The organism is Priestia sp. LL-8, from assembly GCF_036227845.1.
Taxonomy (GTDB): Bacteria; Bacillota; Bacilli; order Bacillales; family Bacillaceae_H; genus Priestia; species Priestia zanthoxyli.
The window spans coordinates 3182327-3197787 of the sequence record NZ_JAZAQH010000001.1 but is presented as its reverse complement, the minus strand read 5'-3'; the positions used below and the strand labels follow the sequence as shown (position 1 = coordinate 3197787).

Here is a 15461-nt window from a genome sequence, read left to right as displayed (position 1 = left end):
AATGAAAAGTATTCAGTATTCCATTGTTGATGTATTTGCACAGAGAAAATATACGGGAAATCAGCTCGCCGTTTTTAAAGACGCCGGAAGCCTTTCAGACAAAGAGATGCAGCAAATGGCTAAAGAAATTAATTTCTCTGAAACGACGTTTATTACGTCGGCTTCTCCACAAAAAGGAGAATATGACGTACGGATTTTTACGCCTACTGAAGAAGTGCCATTTGCAGGCCATCCGACGCTTGGTACCGCTTATGTTATCCGAGAAGAACTAGAAGAAAAAGATACAGAGGAGCTTACTCTTCATTATAAAGCAGGTCCTACGCCTGTTACATATGATGAACAAAAAGATGTGCTGTGGATGACACAAGGTCAGCCGACGTTTGGGAAAGTGTTAGATAAAAAGCAGGTGGCGGACGTGTTAAACCTTGATGAAGCTTATATCGATATGCGTTTTCCCGTTCAAGAAGTATCCACCGGTCTGCCGGTCATCCTTGTCCCGTTAACATCATTAGAAGCAGCTAAAGAGATAAATGTAGACAAAGAAAAATATTTCAAGCTGATAGAAAACACTGAAGCAAAAGCAATTATGGTCTTTTCACCGGAAACCTATCACGAAGATCATCACGTAAACGCGCGAGATTTTGCGGACTATTACGGCGTTCCAGAAGATGCAGCAACCGGCAGCGCCAACGGCTGTTTGGCAGCATATTTAGTTAAATACGGTTATTTTAATCAGCAAACCATTGACATATGTGTAGAACAAGGATACGAAATAGGAAGACCTTCACTGCTGTATGTAAAAGCTAGTTATGACGGAGAAACTTTTCACATTAAAGTAGGCGGAAAAGTAGAGATGATTGCGCGCGGTGAATGGATTTTGTAACAAGCTGTTCATCTGCTGTTCACAATAAGTCTCTACCCTAATAAAAACGCAATATGAACACGGCGTTTGGTTACACTAGTAAACAGATAGAAAGTGAAAGAATAAATGATGGCGGCCAAAAGGCCGCCATTTTAAATGGTTCATAAAAGGAGTGGTAGAAAAAATGATTCACATTTTACTGGCGGATGACGATGAGCATATGCGGCAATTAGTTCGTCACTATTTGCAGCTTGAAGGCTATATGGTGCATGAAGCAAAAGACGGAGAGGAAGCTTCGGGTCTGCTTGCTAAGCAGCACATTCATTTAGCCGTTGTCGATATTATGATGCCTCATAAAGATGGATATGAAGTTTGCGAAGAAATACGCAACTATTATGATTTTCCCATTATTTTATTAACAGCAAAAGATCAGCTCGAAGACAAAGAAAAAGGCTTTTTAGCAGGAACGGATGACTATGTGACAAAGCCGTTTGAACCAAAAGAATTGATTTTCCGAATCAAAGCACTGCTTCGCCGGTACGAAGTGGTAAATGAAAAAATGATCGTGCTCAACAACACCTCTATCGACCGAAAAAGCTATGAAGTGCACTGTAGCGGGCGACTGTTCATTCTTCCAATGAAAGAATTTGAGTTATTAGCTCAGCTTGCGAGCTATCCAGGAAGGATTTTCACAAGAGAAGAATTAATTCATCTGATATGGGGAGCGGATTTTAACGGAGATAACCGCACAATTGATGTCCACGTAAAAAGGCTTCGCGAGAGGTTTGAACATACCGATGATTTTGTCATTACCACGGTTCGAGGAGTCGGCTATAAGCTTGAGGTGACGGCAAAATGAAGACGCTCTATTTGCGGATTGTCCTGACGACCATTGCTGTAATGGTATTTAGCAGTCTCCTCGCGTTTATTTTAGCAAACGTTTATTATCAGTACAGCTTAAAACCGTATAACGATCAAAAGCTTACGCGTATGGCAAAAGACATTGCGAGCTTTTACGAAAGCAATAGGGGCGTGGATCAACAAGCTTATTTACAGCATATTAGTAAACTGGGCTATCAAATATATGTGGTGGACAGGAGCGGACATGAGACGTTTTACGGACGGAAATTTAGAAATCAGCGCTTAGAAAAGAGTGCCGTCAAACAAGTTCTAGACGGGAAAATGTATCACGGAATTGCAAACTTTCCTTCACAGGTGTTTGTGACGGGTTTTTTTGATAATGTGTTAGCCAATACCATCGGCGTACCGTTAAAAGGAGAAAGTAACAAGCAGCAAGCGCTGTTTATTCGCCCTGATATTCAGCTGCAGTTTGGGGAAATGCGCATTTTTTTCTCGGTCATTTTACTGCTGATGATTGTATTAAGTATTTTATTTGTACTTATTAGTACGCGTTATTTAGTAAAACCAATCGTCAAGCTGACGGAAGCAACAAAGCAAGTGGCAAAAGGAAAATACAACGTTGAGCTGTACGTAAAGCGCCGAGACGAAATCGGCGCGCTTGCTTCACATTTTTCCGAAATGGCTAAAAGCTTAGAGCAGCTTGAAGAGATGCGCCAAGAATTTGTATCGAACGTGTCACATGAAATTCAGTCTCCGCTGGCGTCCATTCAAGGATTTTCAAAAACGCTCCGTTCCGCCCATCTTTCTGATGAACAAAGAAATGAGTATCTGACTATTATTGAAGAAGAAAGCAGGCGCATGTCATCGCTCAGCAAACAGCTGCTTACGCTTGCTTCACTTGATAAAGAAAGTGAGCATATCGACAAAAGGACGTTTGACGTTGCAGCTCAAATCAAGCAAGTGCTGTTTATGACGGAGTGGAGCTGGCGTGAAAAAGAATTAGCCATTGAAATGGATCTTCCTTCCACGATGATTTCAGGCGATCAAAAACTGCTTCATCAAGTGTGGACAAACCTTATTACAAACAGCGTAAAGTTCACAGAAGAAGGAGGGACGCTGTCTCTTCGCGTTCGTATGGAAGACACGTATTGCCACGTAGAATTTCAAGATACGGGAATCGGCATGTCAAAAGAAAGCCTCCCGCATATTTTCAATCGTTTTTACAAAGAAGATAAAGCAAGAAGTCGGACGGAAGGAAGCAGCGGTCTTGGTTTAGCGATTGTAAAGCAAATTGTCGAAATGCACGGAGGTTCCATTCACGTTGAAAGCGAAAAAGGAAAAGGCAGCACCTTTCACGTCTATCTTCCGAAAATGTAATGAGCCGTTCATCTTCCATTCATTTTCTATTTTTATACTTTAAATAGAATTAAAAAAGGAGATGAAAGAAAGATGTTTTTGGCTTTACGTGAATTAAAACATGCGAAGCTGCGCTATTTACTCATTGGCGTGATTATGGTGTTAATTGTATGGCTTGTGCTTTTTGTATCAGGCTTAGCAAAAGGGCTTTCCTCTGACAATGCTTCAGCTGTTCAAGAAATGAAAGGTAACTACGTTGCGCTTCAAAAAGAAGCGGATCAGCGCCTGACGCGCTCTGTTTTATCTATAAACAAAACAGAAGATATTCAACAACTAAGCGGAAAGAAAAAAGCTGAGCCGCTTGGTGTGATGATGACAGCCGTGATAAATGAAGGAAAAGAGAAAAAAATAGACGCCTCGTTTTTTGCCATAAGCACAAGCGGCTTTTTAGCTCCGAACATAACGGAAGGGAAGATGATTACGGACGATGCGAAACATGAAGCCGTGGCGGACTCTTCGCTAAAAGAAGAAGGAGTAAAGCTAGGTGATACGATAAAAGATACGGCTTCAGGAAAAAGCTTTACAATTGTTGGTTTTACAAAAAATCAGTCGTTTAGTCACGCGCCTGTTATTCATATTAATCTTACAGAGTGGAAGACAATTGAAAGCACAGGTGCTTTTAATGCAGTGGTATTGAATATGAACAGCCAGCAAGCACAGACTCTTCAAAAAAAAGAAGCTGAAATCGATGTAATCAGTAAGGATGAAGCGTTAAAAGGAATTCCGGGTTATCAAGAAGAACAGGGCTCACTTTTAATGATGGTCGCGTTTCTGTTTATCATTGGAGCTTTTGTCTTAGCCGTTTTCTTCTACGTGATGACGCTTCAAAAAATGAATCAGTTTGGCGTGTTAAAAGCGATAGGAGCAAAAACAAGCTATTTAGCGCGAACGATTTTATCTCAAGTGGTTGTGTTAACTTTATGCAGTCTTGCTATTAGTATTGGATTGACATACGGAGTAGCTGCTATATTGCCGGATTCGATGCCATTTCACTTGGATTTATCGCTAATCGCAGGCTGTTCGGCGCTGTTTATAGCTGTTTCTGTACTGAGTTCATTATTGTCGCTGTATCGCGTAGCAAAAGTAGATGCGGTTGAAGCGATTGGGAGGGCTGTATAATGAGTGAAGAAAAATTAGTTTTAGAGAGTGTTAGCAAGTCGTTTGGAGACGGAGAAAACGCTGTAGTCGTGTTAAATGACCTATCGCTGCGTGTGAAAGCTGGAGAGCTTGTGGCTATAGTCGGGCCTTCTGGTTCTGGGAAAAGTACCTTTTTATCTATTGCAGGGGCGCTGCTTTCACCGTCTAGCGGACGTGTAATTATTGACGGAGACGAGATTAATAAAATGTCTCCATCACAAATGAACAGCATTCGTCTGAAGAAAATCGGCTTTATCTTTCAATCAGCTAATTTAATCCCGTATTTAACGGTTCGCGATCAGCTTCTTCTTGTCACGGAACTAGAAGGAAATCGAAATCAAGAAGCAAAAAAAAGAGCGGATGATCTGCTTGAAAAGCTAGGACTTGCTCATCGAAAACATCACTACCCTGAAAGTCTATCCGGCGGAGAACGTCAGCGGGTAGCGATTGCAAGAGCGTGGATGAATAACCCTGAAATTATCTTTGCAGACGAGCCTACGGCAAGCTTGGATTCAGAGCGAGGAAGAGCAGTCGTGCAAATGCTCGCAGATGAAGTAAAGCTAAGGGGCAAATCAGCTGTAATGGTTACCCATGACCAAAGAATGCTGGATTTATGCGATCGCGTTGTGTGGATGGAAGATGGAAAATTAGTGGAATCAAATAGCGTGCAAGTCTAAAAAAGTGCTGCTCTTGACAAGAGCAGCACTTTTTTGCGTTCTTCATCATGTGCATATTTGTCGTCTCGGTTTGGCGCCTCCATACGTTCACTCCTTTATTAGTAAATCAGTTAGGTATTCATATTCCATTTTATTAAAAAGCGTGTATTGAAAATAAAGCAATGCTATTTAGAAAGTAAGAAACAGGAGATAACGGAACAATGAAGAAATAGTAAAAAGGTGATGAAATGATGAAGAAATGGAAGACAGCTGCAGGTGGACTTCTCATGGCAAGCTTTACAGGATGTTCAAGCAGTGGATTTCTTGAAGAATCCCCGCCAAAAGTGTATCTCGAAGCAAGCAACCATCTTTATGAAACAAAAGTTGGCACGTACTGCTGGGAAAGCACGTGTGTGGATAAAGCAGGCCCTTTAGAATTGTTAAAAACAGAACAGCCGATTAAAGTAAAAGCAAATGAATCGCTATCGCTTGTTATCAAGTATAAGCGGCAGCCCAACGAAAAGCATATGGCACAAATACAAAACAGCCATGAAGTGGAAATACCACTGAAGAAAAATAAGCTGAAAGCACCTTCTGAAGCAGGCACGTACTACTACTCATATTCAGTGTGGTGGATGGATGAAAGTCAACAAAATGTATCTAATGGAGATGCATCGTACGCGTTTGTATTGGAAGTGAAATAAGGAGAGAGCATATGCAAACCCCTATTATTCTCATTGGACCTATGTGCGCTGGAAAAACGACGGTCGGTGAAAAAGTGGCAACCAAACTAAATATTCCTCAGTGCTCAATGGATGAAGTGCGATTTTCCTACTACCGGGAAATAGGATTCAGCAAAGAAACACAGCAACAAATTCGAGAAAAACAAGGATTTCAAGGCATGTACGCCTATTGGAAACCGTTTGAAGCCTATGCTGTTAAAAGAATACTAGAAGAGAACAAGCATGCGGTCATTGATTTTGGCGCCGGTCACTCGGTGTATGAAGACATAAAGCTGTTTCAACAAGTAGAAAAGACGTTAAAACCTTACCAGTCTCTATTTTTACTGCTTCCGAGTGTTGATAAAGAAGAGTCCATACAGATATTACATCAAAGGCTGCATCAAATAACAGATGATAAAGATGTTTTTGAGCTTAACAAACATTTTGTAACGCATCCGTCAAATCAAAAGTTAGCAAAGCAAACGATCTACACAAAGGAAAAGTCGGCAGATACAGTAGCGGAAGAAATTATTTCATGTATATCAAATATATCAAAGGAGTGAAAACAATGATTACAAAAGTCGGTCAAATTATGGTGTATGTAAACGACCAAGATCAAGCTGTAAAGTTTTGGACAGACAAAATGGGATTTCAAGTAATTTCTCAACAAGAGAATGAACAAGGTATGAAGTGGATTGAGCTAGCACCGGCAGCGAATGCTGAAACAACCATTATCCTTCATAACAAACAGCTAATAGCAAAAATGCAGCCAGAATTAAATGTCGGGACTCCTTCACTGATGTTTTTTACAGAGAATGTGGATGAATTATACAGGGATTTAACAGCTAAAGGCGTAACGGTGGGAGAAATCGTATCTATGCCTTCAGGAAAAGTCTTTAACTTTTCAGACAGTGAAGATAATTATTTTGCAGTTATGGAAAACGCGAATAATAAATAGAGCAAAAACAAAAAACACCGGGAGCATATATATTGTCTCGGTGTTTTACAGGCAAAGCAGGATAAGTTACTTTTCATTTTCATCTGCTGATTGGCAGTAGCAATACTACTCTTTATAAATTTACTCCTTTTCTTCATTATTTAACGCTATGATTGTATAAACGTGTATTAAGAGTCGCTTTAAGTTTCTAAAATTTAATAAGCCATTTCATAAATCAAGGAGTAATGCCTCTCATGATAAAATTAATAGGAGAAAAAGTGTTATTAAGAGAAGCGACACAGGAAGATGTTAATACGCTCTATTACTGGAAATACGAAGAGAAAAAACAAGAAGCGAAAAAATGGAATGCTCCGTACATACTAGAAGAAAGGCTTACGAAAGAAAAATATATGAATTCATTGGACAAAGAGCATGAGCTTTTTCCAGACGTTCCTCAACTCCTTGCGGTCATCATTGATGAAAAAGCTGTGGGAACAGTGAGCTGTTACTGGGTGGACAAGCATACAGACTGGCTGGAAACTGGAATTGTCATTTACGACTCAGACTATTGGAGCGGAGGATATGGGACAGAAGCTTATGGAATGTGGATCGACTTTTTATTTGAGTTTACACCCTTGCATAGACTCGGCATGTCTACGTGGTCAGGCAATATCAGAATGATCAAAACAGCGGCAAAAATAGGTATGAAAGAAGAAGCAAGAATCAGAGAAGCACGTATCGTAAACGGTGAATATTTTGATAGCGTCAAAATGGGAATTCTGCGAAGAGAATGGAACAAAAAGATGAAGCAGGAGCTCTAATACCCTTTGTGCTATGTTGTCATTGAACTAGGCAGTTTAGTTTGATATATCCTAATACGGGGAATAGAGGGGAATAGAGGGAAAATGAGGACGTGTGAGATTTTTATATAATTTAAAACTTCTTCCTTCATGAACGGAAGAAGTTTTTCTTATGTGAAATCATGTCATATGTCAAATCTAGTATGTATAAGATAGAAAAGAGGCAATATAGCCGTCCTCTCTCATACTACAAAAAAGTTATAGCCAAGCTGTGCGTATCTTTATGAAAGAATGCACTTATGGCAGAGAGAATGATAGTTGCGATGGAGGTAACTAAATGAACGTTGATGGAGAAAATAAAGTTCCTCATTTTTATTCACTGCGGTCTGTTTCGCAAAAATTATTTGAGGTTATTACCAAACAGCTGAATGTCAGCACAACGTACGTAACTAGAAGAGGAGAAACAGCGATGACGGTCCTGAGCTCATATAACGAGAAGGAAGAGATTATTCCTGAAGGATACAGCGTTGAATACGGAGGTACATACTGCCGCTTAATTATTATGAATGACGGAGACGTTATGCATACGGCAAATCTGATGAAGGATGCCGTTACAAGACAGCTAGAAGTAACGGATCAATTGCAGGTAAAAGGTTTTTTAGGTGTTACATTAAAAGATTTAAAAGGAAATGTATTTGGAACACTCTGTGTAATGGATAAGGAAGAAAAAGAATTTTCAGGAGAAGACATTGATTTTTTACAATCAATGGCCGGTATCTTATCCCACATGATCGATCTGGATGAAACACGATATCAGATGGGATTTTTAAGCGTCCCAATTATTCCAATTACAGAAGGTGTTTCGATTCTTTCTCTTCAAGGTATTATTGATAAAGAGCGTGCGAATCAGATTATGACAGATGTGCTTCACGATGCAGCTCATAATGAAATAGATTACTTTATCATTGATTTATCGAAGCTGCTTCTGAGAGAAAAAGAGTTTCCGAATTTCTTCTTTAAAATGATTACAGCACTTCAGCTCATGGGTGCTCAAGCAGTTATAACAGGTGTAACGCCAACATTTGCGAAAGAGCAAATTAAAAATCATGATTTGAGAAACTTACAGTTAAAAGTCGTGAAAAATATTCAACAAGCTCTTCAATGTGTGGGGTATAACTTAATCAAAACATGAACCAAGCCTTGGCTCTATCAGCCAGGGCTTATTTTTGTGTATGTATATAATTCAATACGAAACGAAAAACAAGCTGGTATGCTCAGAAGCTGTGAAAGCATCAAATGCAGCATAAAGTGAATATAGATAAAGAATGTAGCTTCATTGAAGCCTTGCGTGATGATCATTACGCACCTTTTGGTGGTGTAAGAAATAGCCGGGGAGAGACCTGTGTATGGCTGATGACCCTTTTGCTGTATGCAAAAACATCATGGGGGGAAATACATGCGAGCAAACTTTAAAAGGTCCGCACAAACGGATGTGGATATGAGAAAGAAACAGCGGAGAACACTTCAGTCCACTTTAAACACAATAGGGATACTTATGTTTATTGGAATTTTGATCAGGTGGTGGACCGTGCCGTTCACTATTAGTAAAGATCTCCGAATTTACTATAATCAAGATTTTCAAATGACGTTGAACGAGTCTAAAGAGTTTCTTACGTTCGTTTTATGCGCAGCAGGCGTGTATTTTACGTTAGTCAACGTCTACTTTTTAGGTGAAATAGGTAAAAAACTAGTCTATATCGTTCTTGTTTTACTTGCTGTTTTTAACCTCTATATGATGCTTATGCTTCTTGTCGCAGTGACGCATTAAAGTTAAAGTGTGAGTGTAGCTCAAAAAAAGAGGTCAACTTCCGGTGACTTTTTTGGATTGAGCTACGATTTTTCTATGTAAAAAACAGATAGATCTTCAAACATCTTGATCAGCTGAGCTTCCATATTACTTCCACCTTTTGATAATTTCCCTTGGTACATATGCAAACATTATGTATGCTTTTACTTTCATACAATTCTATCAAATCCATTAAAGCAGTTTTATTTTCTAAATTCAACTAAAAAGTATTTTCATTATTTTTCCATAAACTAACCGAGATAAGCTGTCATAAGGTTTAAAGAACAAAAGAAAAAATGAAATGATTTTTTACGAGTTTTATATCTTGACGAAAAAATATTTCAGGAATAAGATAGGTTACATAAAGTAACGAGTAAAAAAAAAGTTACTTTTTAAAAGATTATATTTTTCCTAACAGGAGGAAGAGATATGGAAGCGATGACTTTTGTTTTATTCGGTTCAACAGGTGATTTAGCGAAACGCAAAATTTATCCTGCACTCTATAATTTATTTGTAGACGGGAAAATCCCTAAATCAATTTCTGTTGTAGGACTAGGCAGAAGGGAGATGTCCGATGCAGATTTTCAGAAAAAAGTAGAAGAATCTATTCATACTTTTTCACGTCGCGTCGAAAAAGATTCATCTCTTATGCAGCATTTTCTATCAGCTTTTCGCTACAGCCAATTGGACGCAACAAATGCTGAAGATTATAAAAATTTGTTAAATCTAGTAGAAGCACGAGAAGCAGAACTGAACATTCCAAGCAACCGAATGTTTTATCTATCCGTTGCACCAGAATTTTTCGGTACAATTGCTGAGCATATTAAAGACAGTGGCTTAGGTGCTACAAAAGGTTGGAAACGGTTAATTATTGAAAAACCCTTTGGCCATGATCTACAGTCAGCTCGACAATTAAACGAAAATTTAAGCAAAGCGTTTAAAGAAGAAGAGATTTACCGCATTGACCACTATCTTGGCAAGTCGATGGTGCAAAATTTAGAAGCGCTGGAATTCGCTAATCCTATTCTTCAATCATTATGGAATAACGAACATATTGCGAATATACAAATTACAGCAAGTGAAACGGTCGGCGTAGAGGAAAGAGCAAGCTATTATGACCATTCAGGTGCCATTCGAGATATGGTTCAAAATCACATGCTGCAAATGCTGATGATGACGGCCATGCACTTACCGGCTCGCATTAGCGCTGATGATATTCGAAACGAAAAAATAAATGTGTTAAAAGCGCTTCGTCCGCTTGTAAAAGAAGATATGGACCTAGACGTTGTTCGCGGTCAATATGAGGCTGGAAAAATAAACGGGTCTTCAGTGGAGGGCTACATAAACGAGCCTGGTGTATCACCATCTTCGCAGACGGACACGTTTTTAGCAGCCAGACTATACATCGATAATTCGCTTTGGAAAGGCGTTCCTTTCTACATTCGTACAGGAAAAAGAATGGCAGAAAAAGCGACGCGAATTGTTATTGAATTCAAAGACTCGTTAAAAGAGTTGTACTTAGACAAAGGAGAAACAACATCTCCAAATCTGTTGATTATTGAAATCAACCCGCATGAAAATATTACGCTGCAGTTGAACAGCAAAAATCCATTTAATCATGGTCATATTGAGCCTGTGCAAATTAATTTTTCAGGTCAGCAAGAAGGAGCACCGGAAGCATATGAGCGCCTTATTGCAGATGCATGTGCCGGAGATTCTACATTTTTTGCTCATTGGAAAGAAGTAGAGCTAGCTTGGGAATGGGTTCAGCCGCTTCTTGAAGCATTTGATGAAAATACAGTGCCGCTTCACAAATATGCTGCCGGTTCACACGGCCCTGATGCATCACATGCACTTTTAGAAAAAGACGGCTTTAAATGGTGGTTGGATGAAGAAACAGCGAGTCCATCACGCGAAGTGCAGCCAGTTTAATACAAACAAAGCGAAAGAAGGATGAAACATGAGTACCAACATAGACACACTTGCAGTTAATACGATTCGCACCCTGTCAATTGATGCGGTGAACGCAGCTAATTCAGGACACCCTGGGCTTCCGATGGGAGCTGCTCCGATGACCTATGCGCTATGGGCGAATCACTTACAGCATAATCCGGCAAATTCAAGCTGGTTTAACCGAGATCGTTTTATCTTATCAGCCGGTCATGGCTCAAGCTTGCTGTATAGCATGCTGCATCTAAGCGGATACAATGTATCAATAGAAGATTTAAAAAGCTTTCGCAAGCTAAACAGTAAAACACCGGGTCATCCTGAATTTGGTCATACGGACGGCGTGGAAGCAACAACAGGTCCTTTAGGTCAAGGAATTGCTAATGCAGTCGGAATGGCAATGGCAGAAGCTCACTTAGCAGCAAAATTTAATCAACCCAATTTTCCTGTCATTGATCACTATACGTATACCTTAGTAGGTGATGGTGACTTGATGGAAGGAATTTCTTATGAAGCGATGTCCATGGCTGGCCATATGAAGCTTGGCAAACTTATCGCTTTATATGACTCCAACGATATTTCGTTAGACGGGGAATTAAATCTTTCGTTTAGTGAAAATATCCAGAAAAGAGCGGAATCTGCAAACTGGCAGTATTTGCGTGTAGAAGATGGAAATGACGTAGATGAAGTCACAAACGCCATCGAAAAAGCGAAGCAGAACACCGAACAGCCAACGCTTATCGAAGTGAGAACCATTATTGGCTACGGAAGTCCAAAAGTAGCGGGAACAAATAAAGCACACGGCAATCCGCTTGGAGAAGAAGAAGCAAAAGCAACAAAACAAGCCTACGGCTGGGAAGCTGAAGAAAACTTCTATGTTCCAGAAGAAGTAAAAGCTCATTTTGAAAAGCTAGAAGAAAAAGGGATGAAAGCAGAAGCAGAGTGGAATAAGCTGTTTGCTTCTTACCAAAAAGAATACGCTATGCTGGCTGATGAATTAGAACGTGCCATTACGGGCGAAGCGTTAATTGAAGTGAATGATATTTTAACATTTTCATCAGAAAAAGCGATGTCGACTCGTGTTGCAAGCGGAGAAGCTATTAATTATTTCACTAAATCTGTGTCATCTATTTTTGGAGGAAGCGCTGATTTATCGCATTCCACGATGACGGACATCAAAGAAGAAGGCCCTTACGCACCGGGATATTTCGGTAATCGAAATATTTATTTCGGAGTACGTGAACACGCAATGGGAGCGGCCGGTAATGGAATGGCTCTTCACGGAGGTGTGAAGCCGTTTGTCAGCACATTCTTTGTTTTTAATGATTACTTGCGTCCAGCGATTCGTTTAGCTGCACTGCAAAAGCTGCCGGTCACATATGTGTTTACTCATGATTCCATAGCAGTAGGAGAAGATGGACCAACTCATGAGCCCGTTGAACATTTAGCTTCTCTTCGTGCAATTCCAGGGCTTACCGTAATCCGTCCGTCTGATGCAAACGAAACAGCAAGCGCTTGGGCTTATGCGCTTCAGCAAGTGGAGGGCCCTGTAGCCTTAGTGCTTAGCCGTCAAAACTTGCCTGTATTTGAAGAAACAAAACAAAATATCAACGACCTAGCTAAAGGAGCTTACGTATTAACCGAAACAGACGATAAGCCAGAGCTGATTTTCATCGCCACAGGTTCTGAAGTAGCACTAGCGGTCAGTGCAAAAGCTCAGCTAGAGCGTGAAGGTACATCTGTTCGAGTTGTAGCAATGCCTAGCTGGGAGCTGTTTGGCAAACAGTCAAAAGAGTATCAAGAGCGCATCTTGCCTGAATCTGTTTCAAAACGAATCTCTCTAGAAATGGGAATTTCACTTGGCTGGGAACGTTTTGTAGGACAAAAAGGAAAAGTGTTAGCTATTGACACATTCGGTGCTTCAGGAACCGGAGCTGATGTGATGAAGCTGTTTGGATTTACAGAAGAAAACGTAGTGGCACAAGCAAAAGAATTGCTAAAGGCTTAAACAATAAGACAAATAGAAGGAGCTGTTCACATGAAAGTAGGATTAGTTGGTTTAGGGAAAATGGGGATTAACTTAGGACAAAACTTATTGGATCAGCGTCATAACGTTGTAGCATTTGACGTAAATTCAAACGCAGTGGAACAAATGAAAGGGTACGGTGCGTCAGGAGTATCAAGCTTACAGGAGCTTGTTCAGTCATTAGAAACGCCAAGAGTCGTATGGCTGATGGTTCCTCATACGGTTGTTGATTCTGTTATTAGTGAAATATCTCCTCTTTTAGCTGAAGGAGATATCGTAATTGAAGCTGGAAACTCTCATTACAAAGAGTCTATTCGACGCTATAACGAGTTAAAAGAAAACAAAATTCGCTTTATGGACGTTGGAACATCTGGCGGAATGGAAGGCGCTCGTAACGGAGCTTGCTATATGATTGGCGGAGATCGTGAAGCGTGGGAAATTGTTGAACCTATCTTCCGCGATACAGCAGTAGAAAACGGATATCTATATGCTGGAGAAGCAGGGAGCGGCCACTTTTTAAAAATGGTTCATAACGGCATTGAATACGGCATGATGGCAGCAATCGGAGAAGGATTTGAAGTTCTTGAAAAAAGCCAGTTCGACTATGATTACGAAAAAGTGGCGAGAGTATGGAATAACGGATCTGTTATTCGTTCATGGCTCATGGAATTAACGGAAAATGCATTCTCTAAAGATGCTAAGCTAGATGACATCAAAGGAGTTATGAACTCTTCTGGTGAAGGGAAGTGGACGGTCGAAACGGCTCTAGACCTTCAAACAGCTACGCCGGTTATCGCGATGTCTTTATTGATGCGCTATCGCTCGCTTGAAGATGATACCTTTACAGGAAAGGTAGTTTCCGCGCTTCGAAACGAGTTTGGCGGTCATGCTGTGGAAAAGAAATAACAAGTGAAATAGTGGGTATAGTAAAAAAAACTAATGGAGGAATGAAAAAATGAAATTTTTTATTGATACTGCAAACCTTGAGGATATTAAAAAAGCATACAAAGTGGGGGTTTTATCTGGCGTCACAACAAACCCTTCTCTTGTTGCAAAAGAAGGCGTAAAGTTTGAAGATCGTATTGAAGAAATTTTAAAAACCGTTCCAGAAGTAGAATCCGTTTCAGCAGAAGTGACGCCGGATGCCGAAACAGCAGAAGACATGATTGCGCAAGCAGAAGAACTAATCAAAATTAACGGCGGGGATCAAAACATTACGATTAAGCTTCCAATGACAATTGCTGGATTAGAAGCAACTCGCTACCTTGCTAAAAAAGGTGTAAAAACAAACGTAACGCTTATTTTCACTGTAAACCAAGCGCTTTTAGCAGCTCGTGCAGGTGCAACATATGTATCTCCGTTCCTTGGTCGCCTTGATGATATTTCAGAAGACGGCGTGCAGCTTGTGGCTAAAATTGCCGAGCTGTTCCGCATTCAAAATATCGACTCTCAAATCATTGCGGCTTCTGTAAGACATCCGGATCACGTTACACGCGTAGCCCTTGCCGGAGCTCATATTGCAACTATTCCATATTCAGTAATCGAGCAGCTTGTCAAACATCCTTTAACCGAACAAGGAATTGAAAAGTTTGCGGCTGATTGGAAAAACGCTGTTCAAAACTAAGTAAAAGATAAAGAACGTGCGCATTCTAGAAAAAGAATGCACGCGTTCTCTCATAATATCCTTAAAGAGGTAAACATCATGAATACAGTAGACGCTAAAATTATTAAAACCCAATACGGTTCAGAAGTTTATGTAGATGATGTAGAGCATATTAACTTTAAAAGCCTTCATGCGCCGAAAGTTAATCAGCCGCTCTATCGCATTGAATTTGAAATTGGCTACTTTTTATTAAAAGAACACAGATATTACGAATACGAAAAGAACTATTTTTGGCTTGCAGTAAGCGAAGATTTTAGTAAGCTAACTATTCAAGAACCTGATATGGAGAGCTTATTTGGAGCTAAAAGCGAAGACGAAAGAAAGGCGACAAAAGCGCTTTTAAGTCAGTGGCTCATTCATACCGAGGCTTATAAAAAACAATTAAACCAGCATATTAATGACTGCAAAAAAAGTAATGAAACAAATAAGGGCATAACGGCTGTTTTAGAAAAGTTGCTGACTATATCAGCAGCAGACATCGAACAAGCCCCTATTGAGAAATTAGCTGCCTCACGAGCAGTTTGACTTAAAAAGTAGGTAAGTATTCATAGCTGCAATAGAAAAAGATGCTTCGTTTAAAACGCGAAG

At 40.0% G+C, this 15461-nt stretch carries 16 protein-coding genes; all 16 read left to right on the top strand.

The window, feature by feature from the left end:
* The first annotated feature begins 1 nt into the window (after position 1).
* The 16 genes from U9R83_RS16395 (at position 2) to U9R83_RS16320 (ending at position 15398) form a co-directional block, all read left to right on the top strand.
* A complete protein-coding gene (locus tag U9R83_RS16395) occupies positions 2-883 on the top strand; it encodes a PhzF family phenazine biosynthesis protein (protein WP_243549525.1) in 882 nt (293 codons plus the stop codon).
* Positions 884-1046: 163 nt separating this feature from the next.
* The gene (locus U9R83_RS16390; protein WP_243549524.1) at positions 1047-1721 is read left to right on the top strand and encodes a response regulator transcription factor; all 675 of its coding nucleotides are present in this window, start codon (positions 1047-1049) and stop codon (positions 1719-1721) included.
* Positions 1718-3100, top strand: coding sequence for a sensor histidine kinase (locus U9R83_RS16385; RefSeq protein WP_014459223.1), 1383 nt, complete (start codon positions 1718-1720; stop codon positions 3098-3100). Before U9R83_RS16390 ends, U9R83_RS16385 begins: the two co-directional genes overlap by 4 nt.
* Before the next feature lie 72 nt (positions 3101-3172).
* A complete protein-coding gene (locus tag U9R83_RS16380) occupies positions 3173-4258 on the top strand; it encodes an ABC transporter permease (protein WP_243549523.1) in 1086 nt (361 codons plus the stop codon).
* The gene (locus U9R83_RS16375; protein ID WP_140451336.1) at positions 4258-4953 is read left to right on the top strand and encodes an ABC transporter ATP-binding protein; all 696 of its coding nucleotides are present in this window, start codon (positions 4258-4260) and stop codon (positions 4951-4953) included. The genes U9R83_RS16380 and U9R83_RS16375 overlap by 1 nt, the downstream gene beginning before the upstream one ends.
* Positions 4954-5180: 227 nt before the next feature.
* Positions 5181-5636 (top strand): hypothetical protein, encoded by a 456-nt coding sequence (locus tag U9R83_RS16370; RefSeq protein WP_140451337.1) that lies wholly within the window; start codon positions 5181-5183, stop codon positions 5634-5636.
* Between the two features lie 11 nt (positions 5637-5647).
* Positions 5648-6217 (top strand): shikimate kinase, encoded by a 570-nt coding sequence (locus tag U9R83_RS16365; protein ID WP_140451338.1) that lies wholly within the window; start codon positions 5648-5650, stop codon positions 6215-6217.
* 5 nt (positions 6218-6222) lie between these two features.
* Positions 6223-6612 carry a VOC family protein gene (locus tag U9R83_RS16360; protein WP_205664200.1) on the top strand — a complete coding sequence of 130 codons (390 nt, stop codon included), beginning with the start codon at positions 6223-6225 and terminating at the stop codon, positions 6610-6612.
* A 233-nt stretch (positions 6613-6845) separates the two neighbouring features.
* Positions 6846-7412: a GNAT family N-acetyltransferase gene (locus U9R83_RS16355; protein WP_014459229.1), complete on the top strand. Its 567-nt coding sequence runs from the start codon at positions 6846-6848 to the stop codon at positions 7410-7412.
* 316 nt (positions 7413-7728) lie between these two features.
* Positions 7729-8583: a GAF domain-containing protein gene (locus U9R83_RS16350; RefSeq protein ID WP_328575332.1), complete on the top strand. Its 855-nt coding sequence runs from the start codon at positions 7729-7731 to the stop codon at positions 8581-8583.
* 264 nt (positions 8584-8847) lie between these two features.
* Positions 8848-9219: a hypothetical protein gene (locus tag U9R83_RS16345; RefSeq protein WP_243549522.1), complete on the top strand. Its 372-nt coding sequence runs from the start codon at positions 8848-8850 to the stop codon at positions 9217-9219.
* A gap of 447 nt (positions 9220-9666) precedes the next feature.
* Entirely contained in the window at positions 9667-11169 is a 1503-nt protein-coding gene (gene zwf / locus U9R83_RS16340; protein WP_014459233.1) for a glucose-6-phosphate dehydrogenase, read from the top strand.
* Between the two features lie 28 nt (positions 11170-11197).
* Positions 11198-13192 (top strand): transketolase, encoded by a 1995-nt coding sequence (gene tkt / locus U9R83_RS16335; RefSeq protein ID WP_243549521.1) that lies wholly within the window; start codon positions 11198-11200, stop codon positions 13190-13192.
* 30 nt (positions 13193-13222) lie between these two features.
* The gene (gene gnd / locus U9R83_RS16330) at positions 13223-14116 is read left to right on the top strand and encodes a phosphogluconate dehydrogenase (NAD(+)-dependent, decarboxylating) (RefSeq protein WP_209367049.1); all 894 of its coding nucleotides are present in this window, start codon (positions 13223-13225) and stop codon (positions 14114-14116) included.
* 49 nt (positions 14117-14165) lie between these two features.
* The gene (gene fsa / locus U9R83_RS16325; protein ID WP_209367046.1) at positions 14166-14834 is read left to right on the top strand and encodes a fructose-6-phosphate aldolase; all 669 of its coding nucleotides are present in this window, start codon (positions 14166-14168) and stop codon (positions 14832-14834) included.
* Positions 14835-14912: 78 nt separating this feature from the next.
* Positions 14913-15398 (top strand): hypothetical protein, encoded by a 486-nt coding sequence (locus tag U9R83_RS16320; RefSeq protein ID WP_209367044.1) that lies wholly within the window; start codon positions 14913-14915, stop codon positions 15396-15398.
* The last annotated feature ends 63 nt before the right edge of the window (positions 15399-15461 follow it).

Excerpts from the sequence above, each read along its gene's own strand:
- U9R83_RS16395 (WP_243549525.1), top strand. The coding sequence starts at position 2 with ATGAAAAGTATTCAGTATTCCATTGTTGATGTATTTGCACAGAGAAAA.
- U9R83_RS16390 (WP_243549524.1), top strand. The coding sequence starts at position 1,047 with ATGATTCACATTTTACTGGCGGATGACGATGAGCATATGCGGCAATTA.
- U9R83_RS16385 (WP_014459223.1), top strand. The coding sequence starts at position 1,718 with ATGAAGACGCTCTATTTGCGGATTGTCCTGACGACCATTGCTGTAATG.
- U9R83_RS16380 (WP_243549523.1), top strand. The coding sequence starts at position 3,173 with ATGTTTTTGGCTTTACGTGAATTAAAACATGCGAAGCTGCGCTATTTA.
- U9R83_RS16375 (WP_140451336.1), top strand. The coding sequence starts at position 4,258 with ATGAGTGAAGAAAAATTAGTTTTAGAGAGTGTTAGCAAGTCGTTTGGA.
- U9R83_RS16370 (WP_140451337.1), top strand. The coding sequence starts at position 5,181 with ATGATGAAGAAATGGAAGACAGCTGCAGGTGGACTTCTCATGGCAAGC.
- U9R83_RS16365 (WP_140451338.1), top strand. The coding sequence starts at position 5,648 with ATGCAAACCCCTATTATTCTCATTGGACCTATGTGCGCTGGAAAAACG.
- U9R83_RS16360 (WP_205664200.1), top strand. The coding sequence starts at position 6,223 with ATGATTACAAAAGTCGGTCAAATTATGGTGTATGTAAACGACCAAGAT.
- U9R83_RS16355 (WP_014459229.1), top strand. The coding sequence starts at position 6,846 with ATGATAAAATTAATAGGAGAAAAAGTGTTATTAAGAGAAGCGACACAG.
- U9R83_RS16350 (WP_328575332.1), top strand. The coding sequence starts at position 7,729 with ATGAACGTTGATGGAGAAAATAAAGTTCCTCATTTTTATTCACTGCGG.
- U9R83_RS16345 (WP_243549522.1), top strand. The coding sequence starts at position 8,848 with ATGCGAGCAAACTTTAAAAGGTCCGCACAAACGGATGTGGATATGAGA.
- zwf (WP_014459233.1), top strand. The coding sequence starts at position 9,667 with ATGGAAGCGATGACTTTTGTTTTATTCGGTTCAACAGGTGATTTAGCG.
- tkt (WP_243549521.1), top strand. The coding sequence starts at position 11,198 with ATGAGTACCAACATAGACACACTTGCAGTTAATACGATTCGCACCCTG.
- gnd (WP_209367049.1), top strand. The coding sequence starts at position 13,223 with ATGAAAGTAGGATTAGTTGGTTTAGGGAAAATGGGGATTAACTTAGGA.
- fsa (WP_209367046.1), top strand. The coding sequence starts at position 14,166 with ATGAAATTTTTTATTGATACTGCAAACCTTGAGGATATTAAAAAAGCA.
- U9R83_RS16320 (WP_209367044.1), top strand. The coding sequence starts at position 14,913 with ATGAATACAGTAGACGCTAAAATTATTAAAACCCAATACGGTTCAGAA.